Annotated in this window: 16 protein-coding genes, 1 other RNA gene and 1 pseudogene; 6 read left to right on the forward strand and 12 right to left on the reverse strand. The window is 68.2% G+C overall.

The window, feature by feature from the left end; all coding sequences use genetic code 11:
- Positions 1-164 precede the first annotated feature (164 nt).
- Together GT347_RS27605 and GT347_RS19360 are read right to left on the reverse strand one after the other, a co-directional pair.
- Positions 165-500: pseudogene (locus GT347_RS27605) on the reverse strand (Na+/H+ antiporter subunit C); the annotation flags it as partial.
- Entirely contained in the window at positions 500-3,457 is a 2,958-nt protein-coding gene (locus GT347_RS19360) for a monovalent cation/H+ antiporter subunit A (protein ID WP_160553757.1), read from the reverse strand. The gene GT347_RS19360 and the pseudogene GT347_RS27605, both read right to left, overlap by 1 nt.
- 138 nt (positions 3,458-3,595) lie before the next feature.
- On the opposite strand from GT347_RS19360, the gene GT347_RS19365 reads away from it, so the two are divergent.
- Positions 3,596-5,695 (forward strand): O-linked N-acetylglucosamine transferase, SPINDLY family protein, encoded by a 2,100-nt coding sequence (locus GT347_RS19365; RefSeq protein ID WP_160553758.1) that lies wholly within the window; start codon positions 3,596-3,598, stop codon positions 5,693-5,695.
- On the opposite strand, the gene GT347_RS19370 is transcribed toward GT347_RS19365, so the two are convergent.
- From GT347_RS19370 to gyrA, 10 genes are all read right to left on the reverse strand, one after another.
- On the reverse strand, positions 5,696-6,076 hold the full coding sequence (locus GT347_RS19370) for a ComEA family DNA-binding protein (RefSeq protein ID WP_160553759.1): 381 nt from the start codon (positions 6,074-6,076) through the stop codon (positions 5,696-5,698).
- A gap of 123 nt (positions 6,077-6,199) precedes the next feature.
- On the reverse strand, positions 6,200-7,357 hold the full coding sequence (lapB, locus tag GT347_RS19375; protein WP_160553760.1) for a lipopolysaccharide assembly protein LapB: 1,158 nt from the start codon (positions 7,355-7,357) through the stop codon (positions 6,200-6,202).
- On the reverse strand, positions 7,347-7,661 hold the full coding sequence (locus GT347_RS19380) for a LapA family protein (protein WP_160553761.1): 315 nt from the start codon (positions 7,659-7,661) through the stop codon (positions 7,347-7,349). The genes lapB and GT347_RS19380 overlap by 11 nt, the downstream gene beginning before the upstream one ends.
- A gap of 31 nt (positions 7,662-7,692) precedes the next feature.
- Positions 7,693-8,010: an integration host factor subunit beta gene (locus tag GT347_RS19385; protein WP_160553762.1), complete on the reverse strand. Its 318-nt coding sequence runs from the start codon at positions 8,008-8,010 to the stop codon at positions 7,693-7,695.
- Positions 8,011-8,124: 114 nt separating this feature from the next.
- Positions 8,125-9,813, reverse strand: coding sequence for a 30S ribosomal protein S1 (gene rpsA / locus GT347_RS19390; protein ID WP_160553763.1), 1,689 nt, complete (start codon positions 9,811-9,813; stop codon positions 8,125-8,127).
- A gap of 181 nt (positions 9,814-9,994) precedes the next feature.
- On the reverse strand, positions 9,995-11,992 hold the full coding sequence (locus GT347_RS19395; protein WP_160553764.1) for a bifunctional 3-phosphoshikimate 1-carboxyvinyltransferase/cytidylate kinase: 1,998 nt from the start codon (positions 11,990-11,992) through the stop codon (positions 9,995-9,997).
- A gap of 20 nt (positions 11,993-12,012) precedes the next feature.
- Complete coding sequence (locus GT347_RS19400; protein WP_160555440.1) at positions 12,013-12,891, reverse strand: prephenate dehydrogenase; 879 nt, start codon at positions 12,889-12,891, stop codon at positions 12,013-12,015.
- A 17-nt stretch (positions 12,892-12,908) separates the two neighbouring features.
- Positions 12,909-14,009 carry a prephenate dehydratase gene (gene pheA / locus GT347_RS19405; RefSeq protein ID WP_160553765.1) on the reverse strand — a complete coding sequence of 367 codons (1,101 nt, stop codon included), beginning with the start codon at positions 14,007-14,009 and terminating at the stop codon, positions 12,909-12,911.
- A complete protein-coding gene (gene serC, locus GT347_RS19410) occupies positions 14,006-15,112 on the reverse strand; it encodes a 3-phosphoserine/phosphohydroxythreonine transaminase (RefSeq protein WP_160553766.1) in 1,107 nt (368 codons plus the stop codon). The genes pheA and serC overlap by 4 nt, the downstream gene beginning before the upstream one ends.
- 91 nt (positions 15,113-15,203) lie before the next feature.
- Positions 15,204-17,888 carry a DNA gyrase subunit A gene (gene gyrA, locus GT347_RS19415; protein WP_160553767.1) on the reverse strand — a complete coding sequence of 895 codons (2,685 nt, stop codon included), beginning with the start codon at positions 17,886-17,888 and terminating at the stop codon, positions 15,204-15,206.
- A gap of 234 nt (positions 17,889-18,122) precedes the next feature.
- Here gyrA and ompA point away from each other — a divergent pair, with 234 nt between their 5' ends.
- The 5 genes from ompA (at position 18,123) to GT347_RS19440 (ending at position 21,529) form a co-directional block, all read left to right on the forward strand.
- Positions 18,123-18,788, forward strand: a complete 666-nt coding sequence (ompA, locus tag GT347_RS19420) for an outer membrane protein OmpA (protein WP_160553768.1) — start codon at positions 18,123-18,125, stop codon at positions 18,786-18,788.
- 78 nt (positions 18,789-18,866) lie between these two features.
- Complete coding sequence (gene ubiG, locus GT347_RS19425) at positions 18,867-19,592, forward strand: bifunctional 2-polyprenyl-6-hydroxyphenol methylase/3-demethylubiquinol 3-O-methyltransferase UbiG (protein ID WP_160553769.1); 726 nt, start codon at positions 18,867-18,869, stop codon at positions 19,590-19,592.
- A gap of 1 nt (position 19,593) precedes the next feature.
- A complete protein-coding gene (gene gph / locus GT347_RS19430; RefSeq protein WP_160553770.1) occupies positions 19,594-20,259 on the forward strand; it encodes a phosphoglycolate phosphatase in 666 nt (221 codons plus the stop codon).
- A gap of 12 nt (positions 20,260-20,271) precedes the next feature.
- Positions 20,272-20,713, forward strand: a transfer-messenger RNA (tmRNA) gene (gene ssrA, locus GT347_RS19435).
- Positions 20,714-20,776: 63 nt separating this feature from the next.
- Positions 20,777-21,529 (forward strand): pseudouridine synthase, encoded by a 753-nt coding sequence (locus GT347_RS19440; protein ID WP_160553771.1) that lies wholly within the window; start codon positions 20,777-20,779, stop codon positions 21,527-21,529.
- Positions 21,530-21,535: the final 6 nt, after the last annotated feature.

Raw genomic sequence — 21,535 nt, forward strand, 5'->3', positions numbered from 1 at the left:
CCTCCGGGGGCGGGCGGGTCTTCGTCGGCGTCCTCGGCGTCGCCACAGGGCATGGCGATGGTGCCCTGGCGGGCGGCGTCGGCGCTCTCGGCATCCTCGGCGCTGTCGTTGGGGCTGTCGTTGGCGCCGGTGTCGGCCGGCGATTCGTCGCGCGGGCCGGGCGGGGCATGGATGCCGTCCACATGGTCGTTGCCCGACAGGCCGCGCAGCGCCATGGTCACCACCAGCAGCAGGGCGGTCATGGCGAAGCCGATGACGATGGCGGTCAGCACAAGGGCCTGCGGCAGCGGATCGTCGTAGTGCTGCAGCGAGCCGCCCAGGGGGCCGAGCAGCACCGGCTCGCGGTCCACGCTGAGCCGGCCGGTGGCGAAGATGAACAGGTTGACCGCATAGGACAGCAGCGCCAGTCCCACCACCACCTGGAAGCTGCGGCCGCGCAGCAGCAGCCAGACGCCGGTGGAGGCGACCACGCCGATGGCGATGGCGAGGATGGCTTCCATCAGTCGTTTCCTTGCGCGGCGGTCGCGGCCTCGGCGGCCTGGCCGTGGCGGCGGGGTTTGTCTTCCTCGCCGCCGCGCGCCGAGGCGCGGTGGGCGCGCACCGACTGGTGGGCGACGGAGGTGAGCATCATCAGCGTGGTGCCGACCACCACCGCGAACACTCCCAGGTCGAAGAAGAAGGCGCTGGGCAGGTGCACGCCGTCCGGGCCCGGCCAGGGCAGGTGCACCGTGTGGCTGGTGAGGAAGGGATAGCCCCAGACCCAGGCGCCGGCGCCGGTGGCCAGCAGCAGGAGCATGCCGGTGGCGATCCAGCGGCGCGGCCGCAGGCCGACCCGCGCATCCACCCACTGCGTGCCCGACACCAGGTATTGCAGCAGGATGGCGATGGCCAGTACCAGCGCGGCCACGAAGCCGCCGCCCGGCGCGTTATGGCCGCGCAGGAAGAGCCAGGCCGCGACGGCCGCGGCCAGCGGCAGCAGCAGGCGCACCAGCACGGCGGGGATGGTGAGATAGCCGACGGCGGTGTCGTGCACATGGCGCGGGTTGACCAGGTCGGTGCTGGTTTCGGGCAGCTCGCGTTGCTGGGCCGGCAGCGCCAGGGCCGCGCGCGCCGGGCGGAAGCGCCGCAGCAGGGCATAGACGGTGAGCGCCACGATGGCCAGCACCACCGATTCGCCGAAGGTGTCGAAGCCGCGGAAGTCCACCAGCATCACATTGACCACATTGGCGCCACCGGCCTCGGACTGGCTGTTCTTCAGGTAGAAGTCCGAGACGCTGTGGGTCAGCGGCCGGGTCATGGTCCACCAGGCCAGGGCCGACAGGCCGGCGCCTATGCCGAGCGCCAACAGCAAATCGCGCAGGCGGCGCAGCTGGCGGCCGGCATGCATCTCGATCGGCCGGGCCGGCGGGCGCGGCAGCCAGCGCAGGGCCAGCAGCAGCAGCACGGTGGTGGCGATCTCGACGGTGAGCTGGGTCAGGGCCAGGTCGGGCGCGGAGCACCAGACGAAGGTCAGGCAGCAGCACAGGCCAGTGCCGCCCGACAGGGTGAGGGCGGCCAGCCGGCGCCGCCGCGCCGCCCAGGCGGTGCCGATGGCGCAGATGCCGCCGATGGTCCAGAGCAGGGCGAAGGCCGGGTCCACCGGCAGCGTGGCGCGCGCCGGGCCGGCGGGCAGGTAGGTGGACATGGCCCAGGTGCCGCCGATGAGCGCGGCGCCGAGCAGCCAGCGCAGCTGCGGCTGGAGCCGGTGGGTGTCGAGCAGCAGGCGCAGGTCGCGCGATTTGCGGGCCAGCTGCACCAGCAGCCAGTGCAGGGCGCGCTGGCCGCTGAGCCGGCCGATGATGGGCACATGGTCCGATGCGCCATGGGCCAGCCAGGGCCGCAGGAAGTACAGCGCGATGCCGCCAGCGAAGGCCGCCAGGCTCATCATCAAGGGCAGATTGAAGCCGTGCCAGATCGCCAGGCTGTATTCCGGCACCTCGCCGCCCAGCACCGGCCGCGCGGCGACGTCGAGGATGTGGCCGATGGAGCCCTGCGGCGCCACACCCACCACCAGGCAGGCCAGCACCAGCAGCTCGATCGGCAGGCGCATCCAGCGCACCGGCTCGTGCGGTGTCTTCGGCGACTTCAAGGCCGCCTTCGGGCCGAAGAACACATCGAAGACGAAACGCAGCGCATAGGCCACGCTCAGCGCCCCGGCCAGCGTGGCGGCCACCGGCAGCAGCCACTCCACCCAGGGCGTGGCAGTGACGAAGGTGGTCTCGGCGAAGAACATTTCCTTGGACAAAAAGCCGTTGAGCAGCGGCACGCCGGCCATCGACGCACTCGCCACGATGGCCAGGGTTCCGGTGATCGGCATCAGCCGCCACAGGCCAGAAAGCTTGCGGATGTCGCGGGTGCCGCTCTCGTGGTCCACGATGCCGGCGGCCATGAAGAGCGAGGCCTTGAAGGTGGCGTGGTTGAGGATGTGGAACACGCCCGCCACCGCCGCGGTATTGCTGTTGAGCCCGAAGAGCAGGGTGATCAGCCCCAGGTGCGACAACGTGGAATAGGCCAGCAGCCCCTTCAGGTCGTTCTGGAACAGCGCGGCCCAGGCGCCGATCAGCAGCGTGGCCAGGCCGGCGCCGCCCACCATCCAGAACCAGGCGTCGGTGCCCGAGAGCACCGGCCAGAAACGCGCCAGCAGGAACACGCCGGCCTTCACCAGCGTGGCCGAATGCAGGTAGGCCGACACGGGCGTGGGCGCGGCCATGGCCTGCGGCAGCCAGAAGTGGAAGGGGAACTGGGCGCTCTTGGTCAGCGCGCCCAGCAGCACCAGCACCAGCATCGGCAGGTACAGCGGATGGGCGCGCAGGCGGTCGCCGGCGGCCAGCACCGTGTCCATGTCGTAGCCGCCGGCGATATGGCCCATCAGCAGCAGGCCGGCCAGCAGGCATAGCCCGCCGGTGCCGGTCACCAACAGGGCGTTGCGGGCGCCGCAGCGGGCATCGCGCCGGTGGTACCAGTAGCCGATCAGCAGGAAGGAGAAGAAGCTGGTCAGCTCCCAGAAGAAGGCCAGCACCACCAGGTGGCCGGCCAGCACCACGCCCACCATCGAGCCCATGAAGGCCAGCATGAAGGCGTAGAAACGCGGCACCGGATCCTTGGGCGAGAGGTAGTAGCGGGCATACAGGGCGACCAGCGCGCCCATGGCGTAGATCAGCAGGCAGAACAGCCAGGCCATGCCGTCCAGGCGCAGGGAAAAGCTCAGGCCGATGCTGGGCATCCAGTCGATGCGAGTTTGCAGGGCGGTGCTGCCCACGGCCTGCAGCAGCGCGGGAAAGGTCGACACGGTGAGGCCGGTGCCCACCAGCGCGATCGCGCCCGCCAGCAGGGCGCCGGTATTGCGGGCGCGGGTCGGCAGCAGGGCCGCCGCCAGGCTGCCGAGAAAGGGCAGGACCAGGAGTGCGGTCAGCAGCATGCGCCGGGCCGGAGCAGCGATGAAAAGGAGTTGGGCGCCATCCCGTCGATCATGACGCCTGGTCTCTACCAGCGTGAAACAAAAAGAGGGCTGCCGCAGCATCGGCGTGACACAAGCGGCGCCTAGCATCCTGCGCCCATGAGCCCTTCCACCACACGTGAACTGGCCCTGGCAACGCAGCTGTTCCAGGCAGGCCGGCATGTGGCCGCGGCCGCCGCGCTGCGGCAGATCCTGGCGCGGGATGCCAGGGTGTCCAAGGCCTATGAGCTGCTGGCCTATCTGGCGGGCAACCAGGGGCGGCTGGCCGAATGCGAGTCCCTGCTGCGGCAGGCGCAGGCCCTGCCGGGCTGCTCGGCCGAGGCCTGCTTCTATCTGGGCCGGGTGCTGCTGCAGCAGGGCCGGGCCGCCGAGGCGCTGGCGCCCCTGGCGCGCAGCATGGAACTGGGTGGCGAGTTCTTCGAGGCCTGGCACGAGCTGGGTGTCTCGCACAGCGCTTTGGGTGAGGAGCAGAAAGCCCTCGACTGCTTTCTGCGCGCCGAGCGCCTGCAGCCGCGATCGCACGAACTCCAGACCAATCTGGCCAGCTGCCTGGCCGCGCTGCGCCGCCATGAGGAGGCGCTGCGCCACGGCCAGGCGGCCATCGCCATCGAGCCGCGCTGGGCGCCGGCCTGGACCGGCCTGGGCCAGACCCTCTCGGAACTGCACCGCCTGCCCGAGGCGCTGCAGAGCTTCGACCGGGCCCTCGCGTTTGCGCCGGGCGATGCCATTGCCTGCAAGGGCAAGGCGATCGCCCTGACCCGCGCCGGCCGCCATGCCGAGGCCCTGGCTGCCTATCGCGCGCTGGCCCGGGTCGCACCTGGCACCGACTATCTGCCGGGCCAGCTGCTGCTGGGTTCGATGCGCCTGTGCGACTGGTCGGACTGGAGACAGCGGCTCGACGCCGTGCTGCAGGCCGTTGATGCGGGACAGCGCGCCGCCGCGCCCTTCGCGCTGCTGGCCACGCCGGCCAGTCCGGCGCAGCTGCTGCGTGCCGCGACCGTCTTCTCGCTCGACCTTTGCCCGCCGGTGCCGGCCTCGGCCTGGACGGCGACCATGCCGCCGGCGATCCTGGGGCCACGCCTGCGCATCGCCTATTTTTCCGCGGACTTCGGCGACCACCCGACGTCGCAGCTGATCGCCGGTCTGCTGGAACAGCACGACCGCCAGCGCTTCGAGGTCTTCGCGTTCTCGCTCGCCAGGCGGCCCGAGACGGCGATGCGCCAACGTATCCGGGCCGCGGTGGATCACTTCGTGGAAGTCGCCGACCGCTCCGACGCCGAGGCCGCCGCCCTGGCGCGCGAACACGGCATCGCCATCGCCATCGACCTGATGGGTTTCACCGAAGGCTGCCGGCCGCGCATCTTCGCGCAGCGCGCCGCGCCGCTGCAACTGTCCTACATGGGCTTCGCCTGCACCATGGGCAGCGGCTTCATGGACTATCTGGTGGCGGACGCCACCCTGGTCACCGAGCAGGACCGGGTTCACTACAGCGAGAAGATCCTCACCCTGCCCGACAGCTACCAGGCCAATGACGACCGCAAGCCCATCGCCGCAGCGTCATCCAGCCGCGCCGACTGGGGCCTGCCCGAGCAGGGTTTCGTGTTCGCCTGCTTCAACGGCCTGGTGAAGATCACGCCCGACCTGCTCGACAGCTGGGTGCGGGTGCTGCGCCAGGTGCCGGGCAGCGTGCTCTGGCTGCTGGCCGGCCCGCAGCCGGCATGCCGGGCCCTGGAGGCCGAGGCCGTGTCGCGCGGGCTGGAGGCCGGGCGCATCGTCTGGGCCGAGGCCCTGCCGCTGGACCGCCACCTGGCCCGCCATGCCCACGCGGACCTGTTCCTCGACACCTTCCATTTCAATGCCCACACCACCTGCAGCGATGCGCTCTGGGCAGGGCTTGCCGTGCTGACGGTGCCGGGGGCCAGCTTCGCCTCGCGTGTGGCGGCCAGCCTGCTGAAGGCCGCCGGCCTGCCGGAGATGGTGGTGGATTCGGTGAAGGCCTATGAACAGAAGGCCGTGGCGCTGGCCCGGGCTCCGGAGGAAATCAGGGCCTTGCGCGAAAGGCTGGAAGCAGGACGCCGGACGATGCCGCTGTTCGATACGCGGCGTTTCGCCCGGCGCCTGGAGTCCGCCTTCGAGGCCGTCTGGGCGCGTCAGCTGCAGGGGCTGGCGCCGGACCACATCGACCTGGCGGATACGTGATTACTTGCCGGTGACCTTGTCCTTGGCTTCGCGGCCGAGTTCCTTGGTCTTCTCGACGGCGGCCTTGGCGCCGTCCTTGACCTTCTCGCCGACCGGCTTGGTGGCGGTGGTGCCGGGGGTGTAGCTGGCGCCGTCGATCGTCAGGCCTGCCGCCGACAGCTTGGCGGCGCGGCTGTCGCCGACGCCCTTGACGCGGGCGATGAAGTCATCCCAGTTCTTGAAGGCGCCGCTGGCGCGCGCGTCGAGGATGAGCTTGGACGTGGCCGGGCCTATGCCGCTGATGCCGTCGAGTTCGGCCGCGGTCGCCTTGTTGGCGTCGGCTGCGGCGAAGGCCAGGCTGCTGGCCAGCATCAGGAATACGGCGATGATCTTCTTGAACATTTCTTTCTCCTCGGGTGACTCCGGCACAAGCCTGCCGGCATGGCAGGAGGATCAACGTGCGGCGCGGACCGCGCGTTGACGGTGCGCGTCAGATAAAGCGAGAAAAAGAAGTGTCGGCTGACTTCACAGCTCTTCGACGCGGCGCGGCGGATAGCTGTCCCAGGTCTGGCAGCCCGGGCATTGCCAGAAATGCTGCTGCGCCTCGAAGCCGCAGGCGGCGCAGCGGTAGCGCAGCAAGGGCTTGGCGGCATGGTCCAGCGCCTTCTGCACGGGGGGATGCAGGCCTTCGTGCTGCAGGGTCTCGCCGGCCAGCCACTTGGCGGCGGCGACCAGGGACGGCTCGCGTTCCAGGTGGCGCAGGTACCAGCCGCGGGCGTCGTCGGTGCCCTGTTCCAGCGCCACGATGGCGTCGAGGATGTCGAGGGAGGGCGAGGCTTCGTAGCGGGCGGTGAGCAGTTCGCGCGCCTGCTGTGCGTGGCCGCTGGCGATGGCGGTTTCGGCCAGGGCGCGGGCCACCAGGGGCAGGGCGGGCGGCGCCACTTCGTTGAGCTGCAGGATGGCCTCGTAGGCCTGCTCGTCGCGCCCACGGCGGCGCTCCAGCAGGGCCAGTTCGATGCGGGGGCGCGGCGCGCCGGGGGCGGTGGCGGCGGCCTGCTGCAGCAGGGCCAGCGCGCCGTCGATGTCGCCGGTGCCGCTGCTGGCGACGGCCTGCTCGCACAGGTAGTGCGCACGGCGGATGGTGAAGTCGCCCTGGCCGGCGGCGGTGAGGCGCTCGGTGATCGCGGCGGCCTGCTGCCAGTCGCGCGAACGTTCGTAGATGGCCAGCAGGGCCAGCCGGGCCTGCTCTTCGTAGGCCGTGCCTTCCAGGCGCCGCAGGGCTTCCTCGGCGCGGTCCAATAGGCCGGCCTTGAGGTAGTCGAGCGCCAGGGCGTGCTGGGCGCGGTCGCGGTCGCCGCGGCTGAGGTCGCCGCGGTTCTGCAGGTGCTGGTGCACCCGCACGGCGCGTTCGTATTCGCCGCGCCGGCGGAACAGGTTGCCGAGCGCGAAGTGCAGTTCGGAGGTGTCCGGGTCGTTCTGCACCGCTTCGATGAAGGCATCGATGGCCTGGTCCTGCTGTTCGTTGAGCAGGAAGTTCAGGCCGCGGAAATAGGCCTTGGGCGCCTGGCGGTTTTCCAGCCGCATCTGGCGCAGGTCGAAGCGCGAGGCGAACCAGCCCAGCACGAAGGCGACCGGCAGGCCCAGCAGGATCCAGCCCAGGCCGATGACGACGTCAGAGTCCATGGCGTACCTGTTCGATCGGTACCGTCGTGGCGTTCGGGGTGCTGGCGGCTGCGGCCGGCGCGGCCTTTTCAGGCTGCATCTGGGCGCGGCGCGCCGCGTTGCGGTGCTTCCACCAGCGCGGCACCATGCCGAGCACGCCGCAGGCGATGCCCAGCGCGAAGGCGGTCAGCACCACCAGCACCAGCGGCGCCTGCCAGCGGGTGCCGAAGAAGAAGTTCACCGTCGCGTCCTGCTGGTTGTTCAGCGCGAAAGCGAAGAGGGTAAAAAAAATGGCCGCCTTCAGCAGCCATACGAGGTATTTCATGCGTCCGTGCCCGACATAGCGACAGGCGATTCTAGGCGTCCGTGGCGGGGCCGGCCTTCAGGGCGGTAGTGCGTGCATCCACCGCTTCGCGCAGCGCCTTGCCGGGCTTGAAATGCGGCACCCGCTTCTCGGGAATCGCCACGCTTTCGCCGCTGCGCGGGTTGCGCCCCATGCGCGGCGGACGGTGGTTGACGGTGAAGCTGCCGAAGCCGCGGATCTCGATGCGGTGGCCGCGCACCAGGGCGTCCGCCACGGCATCCAGCACGGTCTTGACGGCGGTTTCGGCGTCCCGGTGGGTGAGCTGGGCGAAGCGGGCGGCGAGTTCCTCGACGAGGTCGGAGCGGGTCATGCGGGTTCTGGGAAAACGACGGGCAAAAAAAAGCGGCGAGCGGCAATCATGCCGCACGCCGCTCCTTGCGACAACGGCCAGGCCGTTGTCGCTTTCTAGGTTCTCGACAACGGTTTAGCCGTTGTTCGAGTTGTCCAGCTTGGCGCGCAGCAGGGCGCCCAGGCTGGTGGTGCCGGCGCTTTCGCGTGCCGACTGCTGGCTCAGGTTGGCCATCGCGCCTTGTTCGTCAGCCATGTCCTTGGCCTTGATCGACAGCTGGATGTTGCGGGTCTTGCGATCCACGTTGACCACCACGGCGGTGACTTCGTCACCTTCCTTGAGCACGTTGCGTGCGTCTTCGACACGGTCGCGGCCGATTTCCGAAGCGCGCAGGTAGCCGATGATGCCGTCGGCCAGTTCGATCTCGGCGCCACGGGCGTCGACGGTCTTGACCTTGCCGGTGACGATCTGGCCCTTGTCGTTGACGGTGGTGAAGGTGGTGAACTCATCGCTGTCGAGCTGCTTGATGCCCAGCGAGATGCGTTCGCGGTCCACGTCCACGGCCAGCACGATGGCTTCGACTTCCTGGCCCTTCTTGTAGTTGCGAACCGCGGCTTCGCCGGTTTCGTTCCACGAGAGGTCGGACAGGTGCACCAGGCCGTCGATGCCGGCAGCCAGGCCGACGAACACGCCGAAGTCGGTGATCGACTTGATCGGGCCCTTGACGCGGTCGCCGCGCTTGGTGTTTTGCGCGAATTCCTGCCAGGGGTTGGCACGGGTCTGCTTCATGCCCAGCGAGATGCGGCGCTTGTCTTCGTCGATTTCCAGGACCATGACTTCGACTTCGTCGCCCAGCGAAACCAGCTTGGCGGGAGCGATGTTCTTGTTGGTCCAGTCCATTTCGGAGACGTGCACCAGGCCTTCGATGCCCGGTTCCAGTTCCACGAACGCGCCGTAGTCGGCGATGTTGGTGACCTTGCCGAACAGGCGGGTGGCCTGCGGATAGCGGCGCGAGACGCCCATCCACGGGTCGTCGCCCATTTGCTTGAGACCCAGCGAGACACGGTTCTTCTCGGTGTCGAACTTGAGGATCTTGGCGGTGATTTCCTGGCCGGGCTGGACCACTTCGCTCGGGTGGCGGACACGGCGCCATGCCATGTCGGTGATGTGCAGCAGGCCGTCGATGCCGCCGAGGTCGATGAAGGCACCGTATTCGGTGATGTTCTTGACCACGCCGTTGACGATGGCGCCTTCCTTCAGCGTCTCCATCAGCTTCTGGCGCTCTTCGCCCATCGAGGCTTCCACCACAGCGCGGCGCGACAGCACCACGTTGTTGCGCTTGCGGTCGAGCTTGATGACCTTGAATTCCAGGGTCTTGTTTTCGTACGGGGTCAGGTCCTTGACCGGACGGGTGTCGATCAGCGAGCCCGGCAGGAATGCGCGGATGCCGTTGACCAGGACGGTCAGGCCGCCCTTGACCTTGCCGGTGGTGGTACCGGTGACGAATTCGCCGGATTCCAGCGCCTTTTCCAGGGCCAGCCAGGAAGCCAGGCGCTTGGCCTTGTCGCGCGACAGGATGGTGTCGCCGTAGCCGTTTTCGATGGCGTCGATGGCCACCGAGACGAAGTCGCCGACTTGCACTTCGACTTCGCCCTTGTCGTTCTTGAATTCGTCCAGGGGAACGTAGGACTCGGACTTGAGGCCGGCGTTCACGACGACGAAGTTGTGCTCGATGCGCACCACTTCAGCAGTGATGACTTCGCCCGCGCGCATTTCGGAGCGCTGCAGGGATTCCTCGAACAAGGCGGCAAAAGATTCGGACATGTATTTTCCTGTTCCGCACGACAGGTTTTGCGCTGGCGGAAATCGCCTGCGACCCGGGAGCTGTGTGCGGTGATGGTTTGCGGTGGGAGCCGCGGTTGGTTGAACACACCCCATCGGTCGGTGCGCCAGTGGGCGCGGAGGGAACCGACGGGATCGATCAGGACTTGCGATGCCTGCGAATTCAGGCGCCGAAAGGCCGTTTGCCCTGCCACCAGGAAACTACCTGCGCCACCGATTGCTCGATGGTCGCGGTGGAGTTGTCCAGTACCAGGGCGTCTTGCGCGGGCTTCAAGGGGGCGACCGGGCGGGATGAATCCCTGAGGTCGCGCGCCTCCAGGTCCGCGCGAAGGTCGGCTATTTTAGCGGGAATCCCCTTGGCGAGCAATTGCTGGTGCCGGCGCTCGGCACGGGTCTGCGCGCTGGCGGTGAGGTAGACCTTCAGATCGGCGCCGGGAAAGATCACCGTGCCCATGTCGCGGCCGTCGGCCACCAGGCCCGGCAGGCGGCGAAAACCGTGCTGCAGCGCGACCAGCGCATCGCGCACCGCGGGCAGGGCGGAGACACGCGAGGCGTTCATGCCGGCTTCCTCGGTACGGATCGCGTCGGTGACGTCGTCCTCGCCGATCAGCACCCGGCCGTCGAGGAAACGTACCGGCAGGGTGCGGGCCAGGGCGGCGATGGCGGCTTCCTGCTCGGGGGCGATCGCCAGCCCGGCGCGGGTGGCGGCGAGCGCCGTCACGCGGTACATCGCGCCGGAATCCAGGAAGTGGTAGCCCAGGCGCGCGGCCACGGCGGCGGCCACGGTGCCCTTGCCGGAGGCGGTGGGGCCGTCGATGCACAGCACGGGGATGTTCGCCGTGGCGGTGCGGGCGACGGAGAACAGGGTCTCGAAGTAGTCCGGGAAGGTCTTGGCGACGCACTTCGGGTCTTCGATGCGCACCGGCAGGCGGTCCGGATTGAAGGCGGCGAGCGAGAAGCACATGGCGACCCGGTGGTCGTCGTAGGTGTGGATGGTGGCGGCCTTCCAGGCGCCGGCGGGCAGGGGGTGGATGCGCAGCCAGTCCGGCCCTTCCTCGACGGTGGCGCCGAGCTTGCGGGCCTCGGTGGCCATGGCGGCGATGCGGTCGGTCTCCTTCACCCGCCAGCTGGCGATGTTGCGCAGGGTGCTGGGGCCGTCGGCGAACAGGGCCATGACGGCCAGCGTCATGGCGGCGTCGGGGATGTGGTTGCAGTCGATGTCGATGGCCTTGAGCGGCCAGGCGCCGCGGCGGATCGCCAGGCGGTTGGCGCCGCCTTCGACCACGGCGCCCATCTGGCGGGCGGCGTCGATGAAGCGGATGTCGCCCTGGATCGATTCCTCGCCCAGGCCCCGGATGCGCAGCGGCTGTTCCACCGCGGCCATGGCGCCGAGCGCGATGAAGTAGCTGGCGGAAGACGCATCGGCCTCCACGTGCAGCTTGCCGGGCGAGCGGTAGCGGCTGCCGGCCGGGATGGTGAAGCGCTGCCAGCCCTCCCGCTCGACGGCGATGCCGAAGCGCTGCAGCAGGTTGAGCGTGATCTCGACGTAAGGCCGCGAGATGAGTTCACCCTGCACCTCGATGACCACCGGCCGCTCGGTGGCGACCAGGGGCAGGGCCATCAGCAGGGCAGTGAGGAACTGGCTGGAGACATCGCCGCGCACGGGGATGGGCGCATCGAGATGCAGCGCCGGCCGGCCGATGGCCAGCGGCGGATAGCCTTCGTTGCCCAGGTAGCCGATGGTGCAGCCCAGGGCGCGCAGGGCATCGACCAGGTCGCCGATCGGCCGCTCGTGCATGCGTGGCACGCCTTCGAGCACGAAGTCGCCGCCGAGCACGGCCAGGGCGGCGGTCAGTGGGCGCATGGCGGTGCCGGCATTGCCCAGAAAGAGGCGGGCCGAGACGGCGGGCGGCTGGCCGGCCAGGCCGTCGATCTCGACCTGGCCCGGCGCGATGCGCCGCACGCCGCAGCCCAGCTGCACCAGGGCGTCGAGCATGACGCGGGTGTCGTCCGAATCCAGCAGGTCGTGCACGGCGGTGGTGCCCTCGCTCAGGGCGGCGAGCAGCAGCACGCGGTTGGAGATGCTCTTGGAGCCGGGCAGGGCAACCTCGCCGACGGCGCTTTCCAGCGGAGGGAGGTCGAGAAAGGGAGTGGCGTACATCGGCGGCGAGAAACGGAAATTCAGAGGGCTGCGCCGGCCGTGTGCATGCGCCAGGCGCTGCGGACACGGCTGGCGCGGGCGATGAGGGCTTCGAGCTGTTGCGCGTCGCCGCGCTCCATGGCGTCCTCCAGCGCGTTGAGCGCCAGGCGGAAGGCATCGGCCTGGCGGCGCAGCTCGGCTCGATTGGCCAGCAGGATGTCGCGCCACATCTCCGGGCTCGCGGCGGCGATGCGGCTGTAGTCGCGGAAGCCCGGTCCGGCCAGGCCCAGGAATTCGCTGCCCTGGGGCTGGCCATCCAGCGCATTGACCGCGGCGAAGGCCAGCATGTGGGGCAGGTGGCTGATGGCGGCCAAGGCGGCGTCGTGGGTGTCCGGCGACATCTGGCGCACCGAGCAGCCCAGGGCCTTCCAGACCGCCTCGGCCTGTTGCAGCCGGATGGTGAGGGTGCGCTCGATCGGCGTCAGCACCACCTGGCGGTCACGGTAGAGGTCGGCGCGGGCCTTGGCCGGGCCGGAGCTTTCCGCGCCGGCGATCGGGTGGGCGGGCACGAAGGAGCCGATGCGTTCACGCAGGGCCTCGCGCGCGGCTTCGACCACGTCGGCCTTGGTCGAGCCCACGTCCATCACCAGCATCTCGGACGTGACCACGTGGCGGATCGCCTTGAGTGTGGGGCCGATGGCGGCCACCGGCACGGCCAGCAGCACGATGTCGGCGCCCGAGGCCGCCAGCAGCGCCGAGGGCGCCTCCACATCAATGATGCCCAGCTGCCGCGCCTGCTCGGTGGTGGAGGGCGACTTGCTATAGCCCACCACCCGTTTCACCAGCCCCGCCTGGCGCAGCGCCAGCGCGAAGGAACTGCCCATCAGGCCGCAGCCGATCAGGCCGAGCTGTTCGAACATCGGTGCCTCGCCTGTGCTCATGCCCCGACCGCGTAGGCGCCCAGCACCTTGTAGAAAGCGCAGAGCGAGCGCAGCTCTTCCAGCGCGGCGGCCACATGCGGCTGGGAAGGATGGCCGTCGAGGTCGATGTAGAAGTAGTACTCCCACTGGCCGGTCTTGGCCGGGCGCGACTCGAAGCGGGTCATGGAGACACCGTGGGTCTTCAGCGGCATCAGCAGGTCGTGCACCGCGCCCGGCTGGTTGGGCACCGAGACGACCAGGCTGGTGCAGTCGCGGCCGGTGGCCGCCGGCATGGCCAGCGTCTGCGGCAGGGCGATGACGGCGAAGCGGGTGCGGTTGTAGGCGTCGTCCTGTATGGCGTGCGCCACGATGTGCAGGCCGAACTGGGTGGCCGCGCGCTCGCTGGCGATGCCGGCCCAGGCCGGGTTGGTGGCGGCCAGGCGCGCGCCTTCCGCATTGCTGGAAACCGGCCGGCGTTCGGCATGCGGCAGGTGCTTGGACAGCCAGCCCTGGCACTGCGCCAGAGCCTGCGGATGGGCCAGCACGGCCTCGATGCCTTCGAGCGAATTGCTGGTGCGCAGCAGGTTGTGGCGGATCAGCATGCTGACCTCGCCGACGATGTGGCAGGGCGTGTGCAGGAACAGGTCGAGCGAGCGGGTGACCACGCCTTCGACCGAGTTCTCCACGCCCACCACGCCGTACTGCGCGCTGCCGGCGGCGGTGGCGTGGAAGACCTCGTCGAAGTTGGCGCAGTACATCATGTCCGCGGCGCCGCCGAAGAACTCGATGGCCGCCTGTTCGGTGAAGGTGCCCTCGGGGCCCAGCACGGCGACACGCTGCGGCGATTCGAGCGCCAGGCAGGCCGACATGATCTCGCGCCAGACGGCGGCCACATGGTTGCTCTTGAGCGGGCCGGGGTTGGCGGTCTGGATCTTGCCGATCACCTGGGCCACGCGGTCGGGGCGGAAGAAGGGCGTGCCTTCGCGCTTCTTCAATTCGCCGACGGCCTCGGCCACCAGGGCGCGCTGGTTGACCAGTTGCAGCAGCTGGCTGTCGAGCGCATCGATGCGCTGGCGCAATTCGTCCAGCGTGAGGTTGGGGGGCAGGGGTGCGCTCATGCTTGTTTCTCGAAGTCGCGCATGTAGTCGACGAGTGCCTGGACACCCTCGATCGGCATGGCGTTGTAGATGCTGGCGCGCATGCCGCCCACCGACTTGTGGCCCTTGAGCTGCAGCAGTCCACGCGCCTTGGCGCCGGCCAGGAAGGCCTCGTTGCGGCTCTCGTCGCGCAGCATGAACGGGACGTTCATGCGCGAGCGCGCGGCCTTGTCGACCGGGTTGGTGTAGAGCTGCGAGCCGTCGATGTAGTCGTACAGCAGACTGGCCTTGGCGATGTTGCGGGCCTCGATCGCGGCCACGCCGCTGAGGCTGCCTTCGGTCTGGCGGCGCAGCCAGGCGAAGGTCAGGCCCGCGATGTAGATGCCCCAGGTCGGCGGCGTGTTGAACATCGATTCGTTGTCGGCCACGATCTTGTAGTCGAAGGCGCTGGGGCAGATCGGCAGGGCGTGGCCCAGCAGGTCCTCGCGCACGACGACCAGCGTGAGGCCGGCCGGGCCCAGGTTCTTCTGGGCGCCGCCGAAGGCCAGGCCGACCTTGCTCCAGTCCACCGGGCGCGAGGCCACGTGAGAGGAGAAGTCGATCACCAGCGGCGCATCGCTGCCGAGCGCGGCCAGGTCGGGCAACTGCTGGAATTCGACGCCGTGGATGGTCTCGTTGCTGCAGATGTGCACGTAGCTGGCGCCGCGGCTGAGCTTCCAGCCGGCCGGGTCGGGGATGCCGTGGAAGCCGTCCGCCTCGCTGCTGGCCACCACGTTGACGGCGCTGGCGTACTTGCGGGCTTCCTTCTGCGACTTCTGGCTCCAGCTGCCGGTGAGCACCATGTCGACCGTGGCGGCGCGCGACAGGTTCAGTGGCACGATGGCGTTCTCGGCCAGGCCGCCGCCCTGCATGAAGAGGATCTTGAAGTTGCTCGGCACGCCCATCAGCGCGCGGAAGTCGGCTTCGGCGTGCTCGTAGATGGAGATGAATTCCTTACCGCGGTGGCTCATCTCCATGACGCTCATGCCGCTGCCGTGCCAGTCGAGCATTTCGGCCGCGGCCTCGCGCAGAACGTCTTCGGGGATGGCGGCGGGGCCGGCGGAAAAGTTATAGGGACGGGTCATCGGTGCGGTCCGGAAAATGCGCCGCCGGCAGCGGGTGGGGCAACGCGAGAGATAAGGGCGGGACCGGCGCCGCCAGGGGCGCCGGCGCGCTTCATTCGGCCGGGGTGTCCGGCGTGTCGGAACCAGCTTCGGGCGGGGTGTCGGAAGCCGGTGCGTCGCCTTCTTCCGGCGCGTCCTCGGCGGCCGCGACCGCGGCGTCGTTCTCGACGATGCGCTGCAGGCCCGACAGGCGCGAGCCTTCGTCCAGGTTGATCAGGGTGACGCCCTGCGTGGCGCGGCCGAGTTCGCGGATCTCCGCGACACGGGTGCGCACCAGCACGCCGCGGTCGGTGATCAGCATGATCTCGTCGTCGGCATGCACCAGCGTGGCGGCCACGACCTTGCCGTTGCGCTCGCTCTGCTGGATGGCGATCATGCCCTTGGTGCCGCGACCATGGCGGGTGTACTCGGTGATCGAGGTGCGCTTGCCGTAGCCGTTCTCGGTGGCGGTGAGCACCGATTGCTGCTCGTCCTCCGCCACCAGCATGGCGATGACGGACTGGCCTTCGGGCAGGTCCATGCCGCGCACGCCGCGGGTGTTTCGGCCCAGGGCCCGCACATCGTTCTCGTCGAAACGCACGGCCTTGCCGCCGTCGCTGAACAGCATCACGTCGTGCGTGCCGTCGGTCAGCGCGGCGCCGATCAGGTAGTCGCCGTCGTCGAGGTTGATGGCGATGATGCCGGCCTTGCGCGGGTTGCTGAATTCGTCGAGCGCGGTCTTCTTCACGGTGCCCATGCGGGTGCCCATGAAGACGTAGTTGTCGGCCGGGAAGCTGCGGAACTTGCCGGTCAGCGGCAGCACGACGTTGATCTTCTCGCCTTCCTGCAGCGGGAACATGTTGACGATCGGACGGCCGCGCGAACCGCGCGAGCCCGAGGGCACTTCCCACACCTTGAGCCAGTACAGCCGGCCGCGGTTGGAGAAGCACAGGATGTAGTCGTGCGTGTTGGCGATGAAGAGCTGGTCGATCCAGTCGTCTTCCTTCGTCGCCGTGGCCTGCTTGCCGCGGCCGCCGCGTTTCTGGGCGCGGTATTCGCCCAGCGGCTGGCTCTTGATGTAGCCGCCGTGGCTGAGCGTGACCACCATGTCGGTGGGCGTGATCAGGTCCTCGGTGGAGAGGTCGAAGGAGCTGTGCTCGACCAGGCTGCGGCGGGCGCCGAGCTTGGTCTGGCCGAACTCGGCGCGGATGTGGCCGAGCTCCTCTCCGATGATGGTGGAGACGCGCTCGGGGCGGGCCAGGATGTCCAGCAGGTCCTCGATGTGCGACATGACCTCCTTGTACTCGGCCACGATCTTGTCCTGCTCCAGGCCGGTGAGGCGCTGCAGGCGCATCTGCAGGATTTCCTGGGCCTGCGTCTCGGACAGGCGGTAGAGGCCGTCGGCGCCCATGCCGAGCCCCGCTTCCAGCGTCTCGGGGCGGTAGTCGTCGGCGTTGATCACGCCGCCGTCGGCGCGGGTGCGGGTGAGCATCTCGCGCACCAGCTTGCTGTCCCAGGCGCGGGTCATCAGTTCGGCCTTGGCCACCGGCGGCGTGGGCGACTCGCGGATGATGCGGATGAAGTCGTCGATATTGGCCAGGGCCACCGCCAGGCCTTCGAGCACATGGCCGCGCTCGCGCGCCTTGCGCAGCTCGAACACCGTGCGGCGGGTGACCACCTCGCGGCGGTGCTGCAGGAAGACGGCGATCAGCTCGCGCAGATTGCACAGCCGCGGCTGGCCGTTGACCAGCGCCACCATGTTGATGCCGAAGGTGTCCTGCAGCTGGGTCTGCTTGTAGAGGTTGTTGAGCACCACCTCGGGCACTTCGCCGCGCTTCAACTCGATCACCAGGCGCATGCCCGACTTGTCGGACTCGTCCTGGATGTGGCTGATGCCCTCGATCTTCTTCTCGTGCACCAGCTCGGCCATGCGCTCCTGCAGCGTCTTTTTGTTGACCTGGTAGGGGAGCTCGTCGACGATGATCGATTGCCGCTGGCCGCGGTCGATGTCCTCGAAGTGGACCTTGGCCCGCATCACCACCTTGCCGCGGCCGGTGCGGTAGCCCTCGCGCACGCCGTCGATGCCGTAGATGATGCCGGCGGTGGGGAAGTCGGGCGCGGGGATGATCTCCATCAGCTCATCGACCGTGGCCTGCGGGTGCTTCAGCAAATGCAGGCAGGCATCCACCACCTCGTTGAGGTTGTGCGGCGGGATGTTGGTGGCCATGCCCACCGCGATGCCGGCCGAGCCGTTGACCAGCAGGTTGGGCAGCTTGCTCGGCAGCACCGAGGGTTCCTGCTCGCTGCCGTCGTAGTTGGCGACGAAGTCGACGGTTTCCTTGTCGATGTCGCCCAGCATCTCGTGGGCGATCTTCGACAGGCGGATTTCGGTGTAGCGCATGGCCGCGGCGCTGTCGCCGTCGACCGAGCCGAAGTTGCCCTGGCCATCGACCAGCATGTGGCGCAGGGAGAAGTCCTGGGCCATGCGCACGATGGTGTCGTAGACGGCGCTGTCACCGTGCGGGTGGTACTTGCCGATGACGTCGCCCACGATACGCGCGGACTTCTTGTACGGACGGTTCCAGTCGTTGTTCAGCTCGTGCATCGCGAAGAGCACGCGCCGGTGGACGGGCTTGAGTCCGTCACGGGCATCGGGGAGTGCGCGGCCCACGATCACGCTCATGGCGTAGTCGAGGTAACTCCGGCGCATTTCCTCTTCGAGGCTGATCGGCAGCGTTTCCTTGGCGAAGGATGTCATATATGTGCAGTGCGAACAGACGAGCGGAAAACCTTTGATTTTACGGTCAAGTCGGCTTGTAGCAAGCAAGCAACAGCACGGGGGAAATGCGCTGCAGTCCTACGGCAGGCGTACCGTTTTGGCAACGACTTGGAAGACCGCTATGGCACAATCTTTTTCAGCGTTTTTGGTGATGGTCACTGATAACGTACAGGATCGCAGCGCGGCTGCGGCTTTTTCCCCAAGAGGAGAACCATGAAGAAACTCAACAAAGTGGCGATGTTGTTTGCAGTCGCTGCGGTCGCCTCCACCGCTGGCGCTCAGACCACTGTGAATGCTGCCAACGGCGGCAACGTCGTCGACAACTGGAAGAACGGCACCGGCGAACTCGTCTGGAAGAACGGCACGAACGAGCTGTGCTGGCGTGATGCCAGCTGGACGCCCGCCACCGCTGCTGCTGGTTGCGACGGTGCCCTGGTGCCTGCTGCCGCTCCGGTTGCTCCTCCTGCCGTCCGTCCGGCTCCTCCGGTCGCTCCCGTGGCTCCGGTTCCGGCTGCTGCCACCTCCAGCAAGGTCACCTTCGCTGCCGACGCCTTCTTCGACTTCGACAAGTCGGTTCTGAAGCCCGAAGGCAAGGCCAAGCTCGACGAGCTGGTCGGCAAGACCAAGGACATCAACCTGGAAGTCATCATCGCCGTGGGTCACACCGACTCCGTGGGCACCGATGCATACAACCAGAAGCTGTCGGTTCGCCGCGCTGAAGCCGTCAAGGCCTATCTCGTGTCCAAGGGCATCGAGAAGAACCGCGTCTACACCGAAGGCAAGGGCGAGAAGCAGCCGGTCGCGGACAACAAGACCGCCGCTGGCCGCGCCAAGAACCGCCGCGTGGAAATCGAAGTGGTCGGTACCCGCGCCAAGTAATCCTTCATCGGATTTTGGAAAAAGGCCCGCAGGCTCGCCCTGCGGGCCTTTTCTTTTGGCACGTGGGAAAATAGCCGAATGCAAGAAACTTTGAATGCAGACCCGGCCGAGCTGGCCAAGTTCTCCGAATTGGCGCATCGCTGGTGGGATGCGGATGGCGAATTCAAACCGCTTCACCAGATCAATCCGCTGCGGCTGGGCTGGATCGACGGCCAGGCGCCGTTGAAAGGCCGCAAGGTGGTGGACGTGGGTTGCGGCGGCGGCATCCTGGCCGATGCGATGGCGCGCCGCGGTGCCGATGTGCTGGGCGTGGATCTGGCCGACAAGTCGCTGAAGGTCGCGCGCCTGCATGCGCTGGAGGCGGGCACGCCCGGCGTGCAGTACCGCAAGGTCAGCGCCGAAGCGCTGGCGGCCGAGCAGTCAGCCGCCTTCGATGTCGTGACCTGCATGGAAATGCTCGAACACGTGCCGGATCCGGCCTCGGTGGTGCGTGCATGCGCCACCATGGTCAAGCCCGGCGGCTGGGTGTTCTTCTCGACCATCAACCGCAACGCCAAGTCATTCCTCATGGCGATCGTGGGCGCGGAGTACGTGATGCGCATGCTGCCCCGTGGCACCCATGAATACGCACGCATGATCCGGCCGAGCGAGCTCGCCGCTTTCTGCCGCGCGGCGGGGCTGGAGCTGCAGGGCTCGCGCGGACTCGAGTACAACCCGCTCAACCGCCGCTACAGCCTGACGGCCGACACTGGCGTCAACTACATGATCGCCACCCGCCGTGCCGGCGGCCAGCAGGGGGTCTGAGATGTTCGGCAATCTCCATGCCGTGCTGTTCGACCTGGACGGTACCTTGATCGACAGCGCGCCCGACCTCGGTGGCGCCGCCGATGCCATGCGCCTGGCACGCGGCCTGCCCTCCCTGCCGCTCGATCGCTACCGTCCGATGTGCGGCGCGGGCGCCCGCGGCATGCTGGCCGTGGCCTTCGGCATGGCGCCGGAGCATGCGGATTTCGCCACCATGCGTGAGGAGTTCTTCCAGCGCTACGAGCAGCGCATGACCGAGAACACGCAGATCTTCGACGGCGTGGCCGAGATGGTCGAGGCACTGGCACAGCGCGGCCTGGCCTGGGGCATCGTGACCAACAAGTCCCAGCGCTTCACCGGGCCGCTGCTTGGCACCGTGTCGGCGCTGGCGGGTGCCGCCACCGCGATCAGCGGCGACACCACGCCGCATGCCAAGCCGCATCCGGCCCCGCTGCTGGAGGCTTGCCGGCGCATGGATGTCGATCCCGCGCGCTGCATCTATGTCGGCGATGACGAGCGCGACATCGTGGCCGGCCGCGCCGCCGGCATGGGCACGGTCGCCGCCGCCTGGGGCTATCTGGGCAGCGCGACCGCCATCGAGGACTGGGGTGCGCATGCAATCGCTAAATCTCCGGCGCAGCTCTTGAAATTGCTGGATGCGGCGTAAAATGGTCCGCTTGGGGCTGCATTTGGTTTCGACGTGGGTTCGGATCCGCTGTGGTGCATGTCGAGCTCGGTGCGCTCGTAAATCAGACCGAAACAAGCTAATTGCCAACGCAAAAAGCACCGGGTTCTCCCGTGTTGCAGCAAACGACAGCCTCATCGCTGTCGCTGCCTAAGCACTAAGAACCTTCCGTCTCCTCGGAGACGGTCTCGCACCAGTTTGTCTACGGATTGGGTGCGGTTGAAGGCGCAAGCCTCCAGTCGTACAGCGGGGTAATTCACGCAGGCTGGGCTTCCCCCGGGTACCTTGGGGTGCGGCCGAGATCCAAGGGTGCTGGTGACGGGTGCAGCGTGCGACTGCGCGACATCCGCCATGAGACTCAAACCAGCTCGCTAAACATGTAGATCTGCGCGGTAAAGGCTTGCGGACGGGGGTTCGAATCCCCCCAGCTCCACCACTCTCCGAAAGGGCAATCCGTTGTGCGCAACGGCTTGCCCTTTTCCTTTTTCATCGACGCTTCATGCAGCAGCTTCAGGACATCCTCTATTCCCAAGGTTTCGGTACCCGCCGTGTGTGCGCCGGACTGGTCCAGCAAGGCCTGGTCGCGATAGGCGAGGGCGATGCGGCGGTGGTCTGCCGCGAGTCGGCCCAGCCCTTCGAGCCCGAGGGCCTGCGCCTGCGGGTGCAGGGCCGCGACTGGCAGGTCTTTGCCAAGGCCTACCTGATGCTGCACAAGCCCGCGGGCACCGAGTGTTCGCAAAAGCCGTCCACCTATCCCAGCATCTACACCCTGCTGCCGGCGCCGCTGCGCCAGCGGCCGGCCAAGGGCGCGGTGCAGGGCGTGCAGGCCATCGGGCGTCTCGACCAGGACACGACCGGGCTGCTGCTCATGTCCGACGACGGCCAGTTCATCCACCGCATGGCCTCGCCCAAGCATCACCTGCCCAAGGTCTACGAGGTGACGGTCAAGCATGCGCTGGAGACCAGCCAGGTCGAGCGCCTGCTGGCCGGCGTGGTGCTGGACGACGACCCGAAGCCGGTCGCCGCGACCGCTTGCGAGATCGTCGGCGAGCCGGGCCGTTCGCTGCACCTGCGCCTGACCCTCACCCAGGGCAAGTACCACCAGGTCAAACGCATGCTGGCGGCCGTTGGCAACCGGGTCGAGGGCCTGCACCGCTCGCGCATCGGCGGCCTGGTGCTGCCGCCGGACCTGGCACCCGGCCAATGGCGCTGGCTGCAGGCCGAAGACATGGCCTTGCTGAAATCCGCTTGACCCAAG

Source organism: Xylophilus rhododendri, from assembly GCF_009906855.1.
In the GTDB taxonomy this organism is placed as follows: Bacteria; Pseudomonadota; Gammaproteobacteria; order Burkholderiales; family Burkholderiaceae_C; genus Xylophilus; species Xylophilus rhododendri.

Coding starts and splice junctions, on each gene's coding strand:
- GT347_RS19360 (WP_160553757.1), bottom strand. CDS start 3,457: ATGCTGCTGACCGCACTCCTGGTCCTGCCCTTTCTCGGCAGCCTGGCG.
- GT347_RS19370 (WP_160553759.1), bottom strand. CDS start 6,076: ATGTTCAAGAAGATCATCGCCGTATTCCTGATGCTGGCCAGCAGCCTG.
- GT347_RS19395 (WP_160553764.1), bottom strand. CDS start 11,992: ATGTACGCCACTCCCTTTCTCGACCTCCCTCCGCTGGAAAGCGCCGTC.
- gyrA (WP_160553767.1), bottom strand. CDS start 17,888: ATGACATCCTTCGCCAAGGAAACGCTGCCGATCAGCCTCGAAGAGGAA.
- GT347_RS19385 (WP_160553762.1), bottom strand. CDS start 8,010: ATGACCCGCTCCGACCTCGTCGAGGAACTCGCCGCCCGCTTCGCCCAG.
- GT347_RS19440 (WP_160553771.1), top strand. CDS start 20,777: ATGCAGCAGCTTCAGGACATCCTCTATTCCCAAGGTTTCGGTACCCGC.
- ubiG (WP_160553769.1), top strand. CDS start 18,867: ATGCAAGAAACTTTGAATGCAGACCCGGCCGAGCTGGCCAAGTTCTCC.
- GT347_RS19365 (WP_160553758.1), top strand. CDS start 3,596: ATGAGCCCTTCCACCACACGTGAACTGGCCCTGGCAACGCAGCTGTTC.
- GT347_RS19400 (WP_160555440.1), bottom strand. CDS start 12,891: ATGTTCGAACAGCTCGGCCTGATCGGCTGCGGCCTGATGGGCAGTTCC.
- pheA (WP_160553765.1), bottom strand. CDS start 14,009: ATGAGCGCACCCCTGCCCCCCAACCTCACGCTGGACGAATTGCGCCAG.
- ompA (WP_160553768.1), top strand. CDS start 18,123: ATGAAGAAACTCAACAAAGTGGCGATGTTGTTTGCAGTCGCTGCGGTC.
- rpsA (WP_160553763.1), bottom strand. CDS start 9,813: ATGTCCGAATCTTTTGCCGCCTTGTTCGAGGAATCCCTGCAGCGCTCC.
- lapB (WP_160553760.1), bottom strand. CDS start 7,357: ATGGACTCTGACGTCGTCATCGGCCTGGGCTGGATCCTGCTGGGCCTG.
- GT347_RS19380 (WP_160553761.1), bottom strand. CDS start 7,661: ATGAAATACCTCGTATGGCTGCTGAAGGCGGCCATTTTTTTTACCCTC.
- serC (WP_160553766.1), bottom strand. CDS start 15,112: ATGACCCGTCCCTATAACTTTTCCGCCGGCCCCGCCGCCATCCCCGAA.
- gph (WP_160553770.1), top strand. CDS start 19,594: ATGTTCGGCAATCTCCATGCCGTGCTGTTCGACCTGGACGGTACCTTG.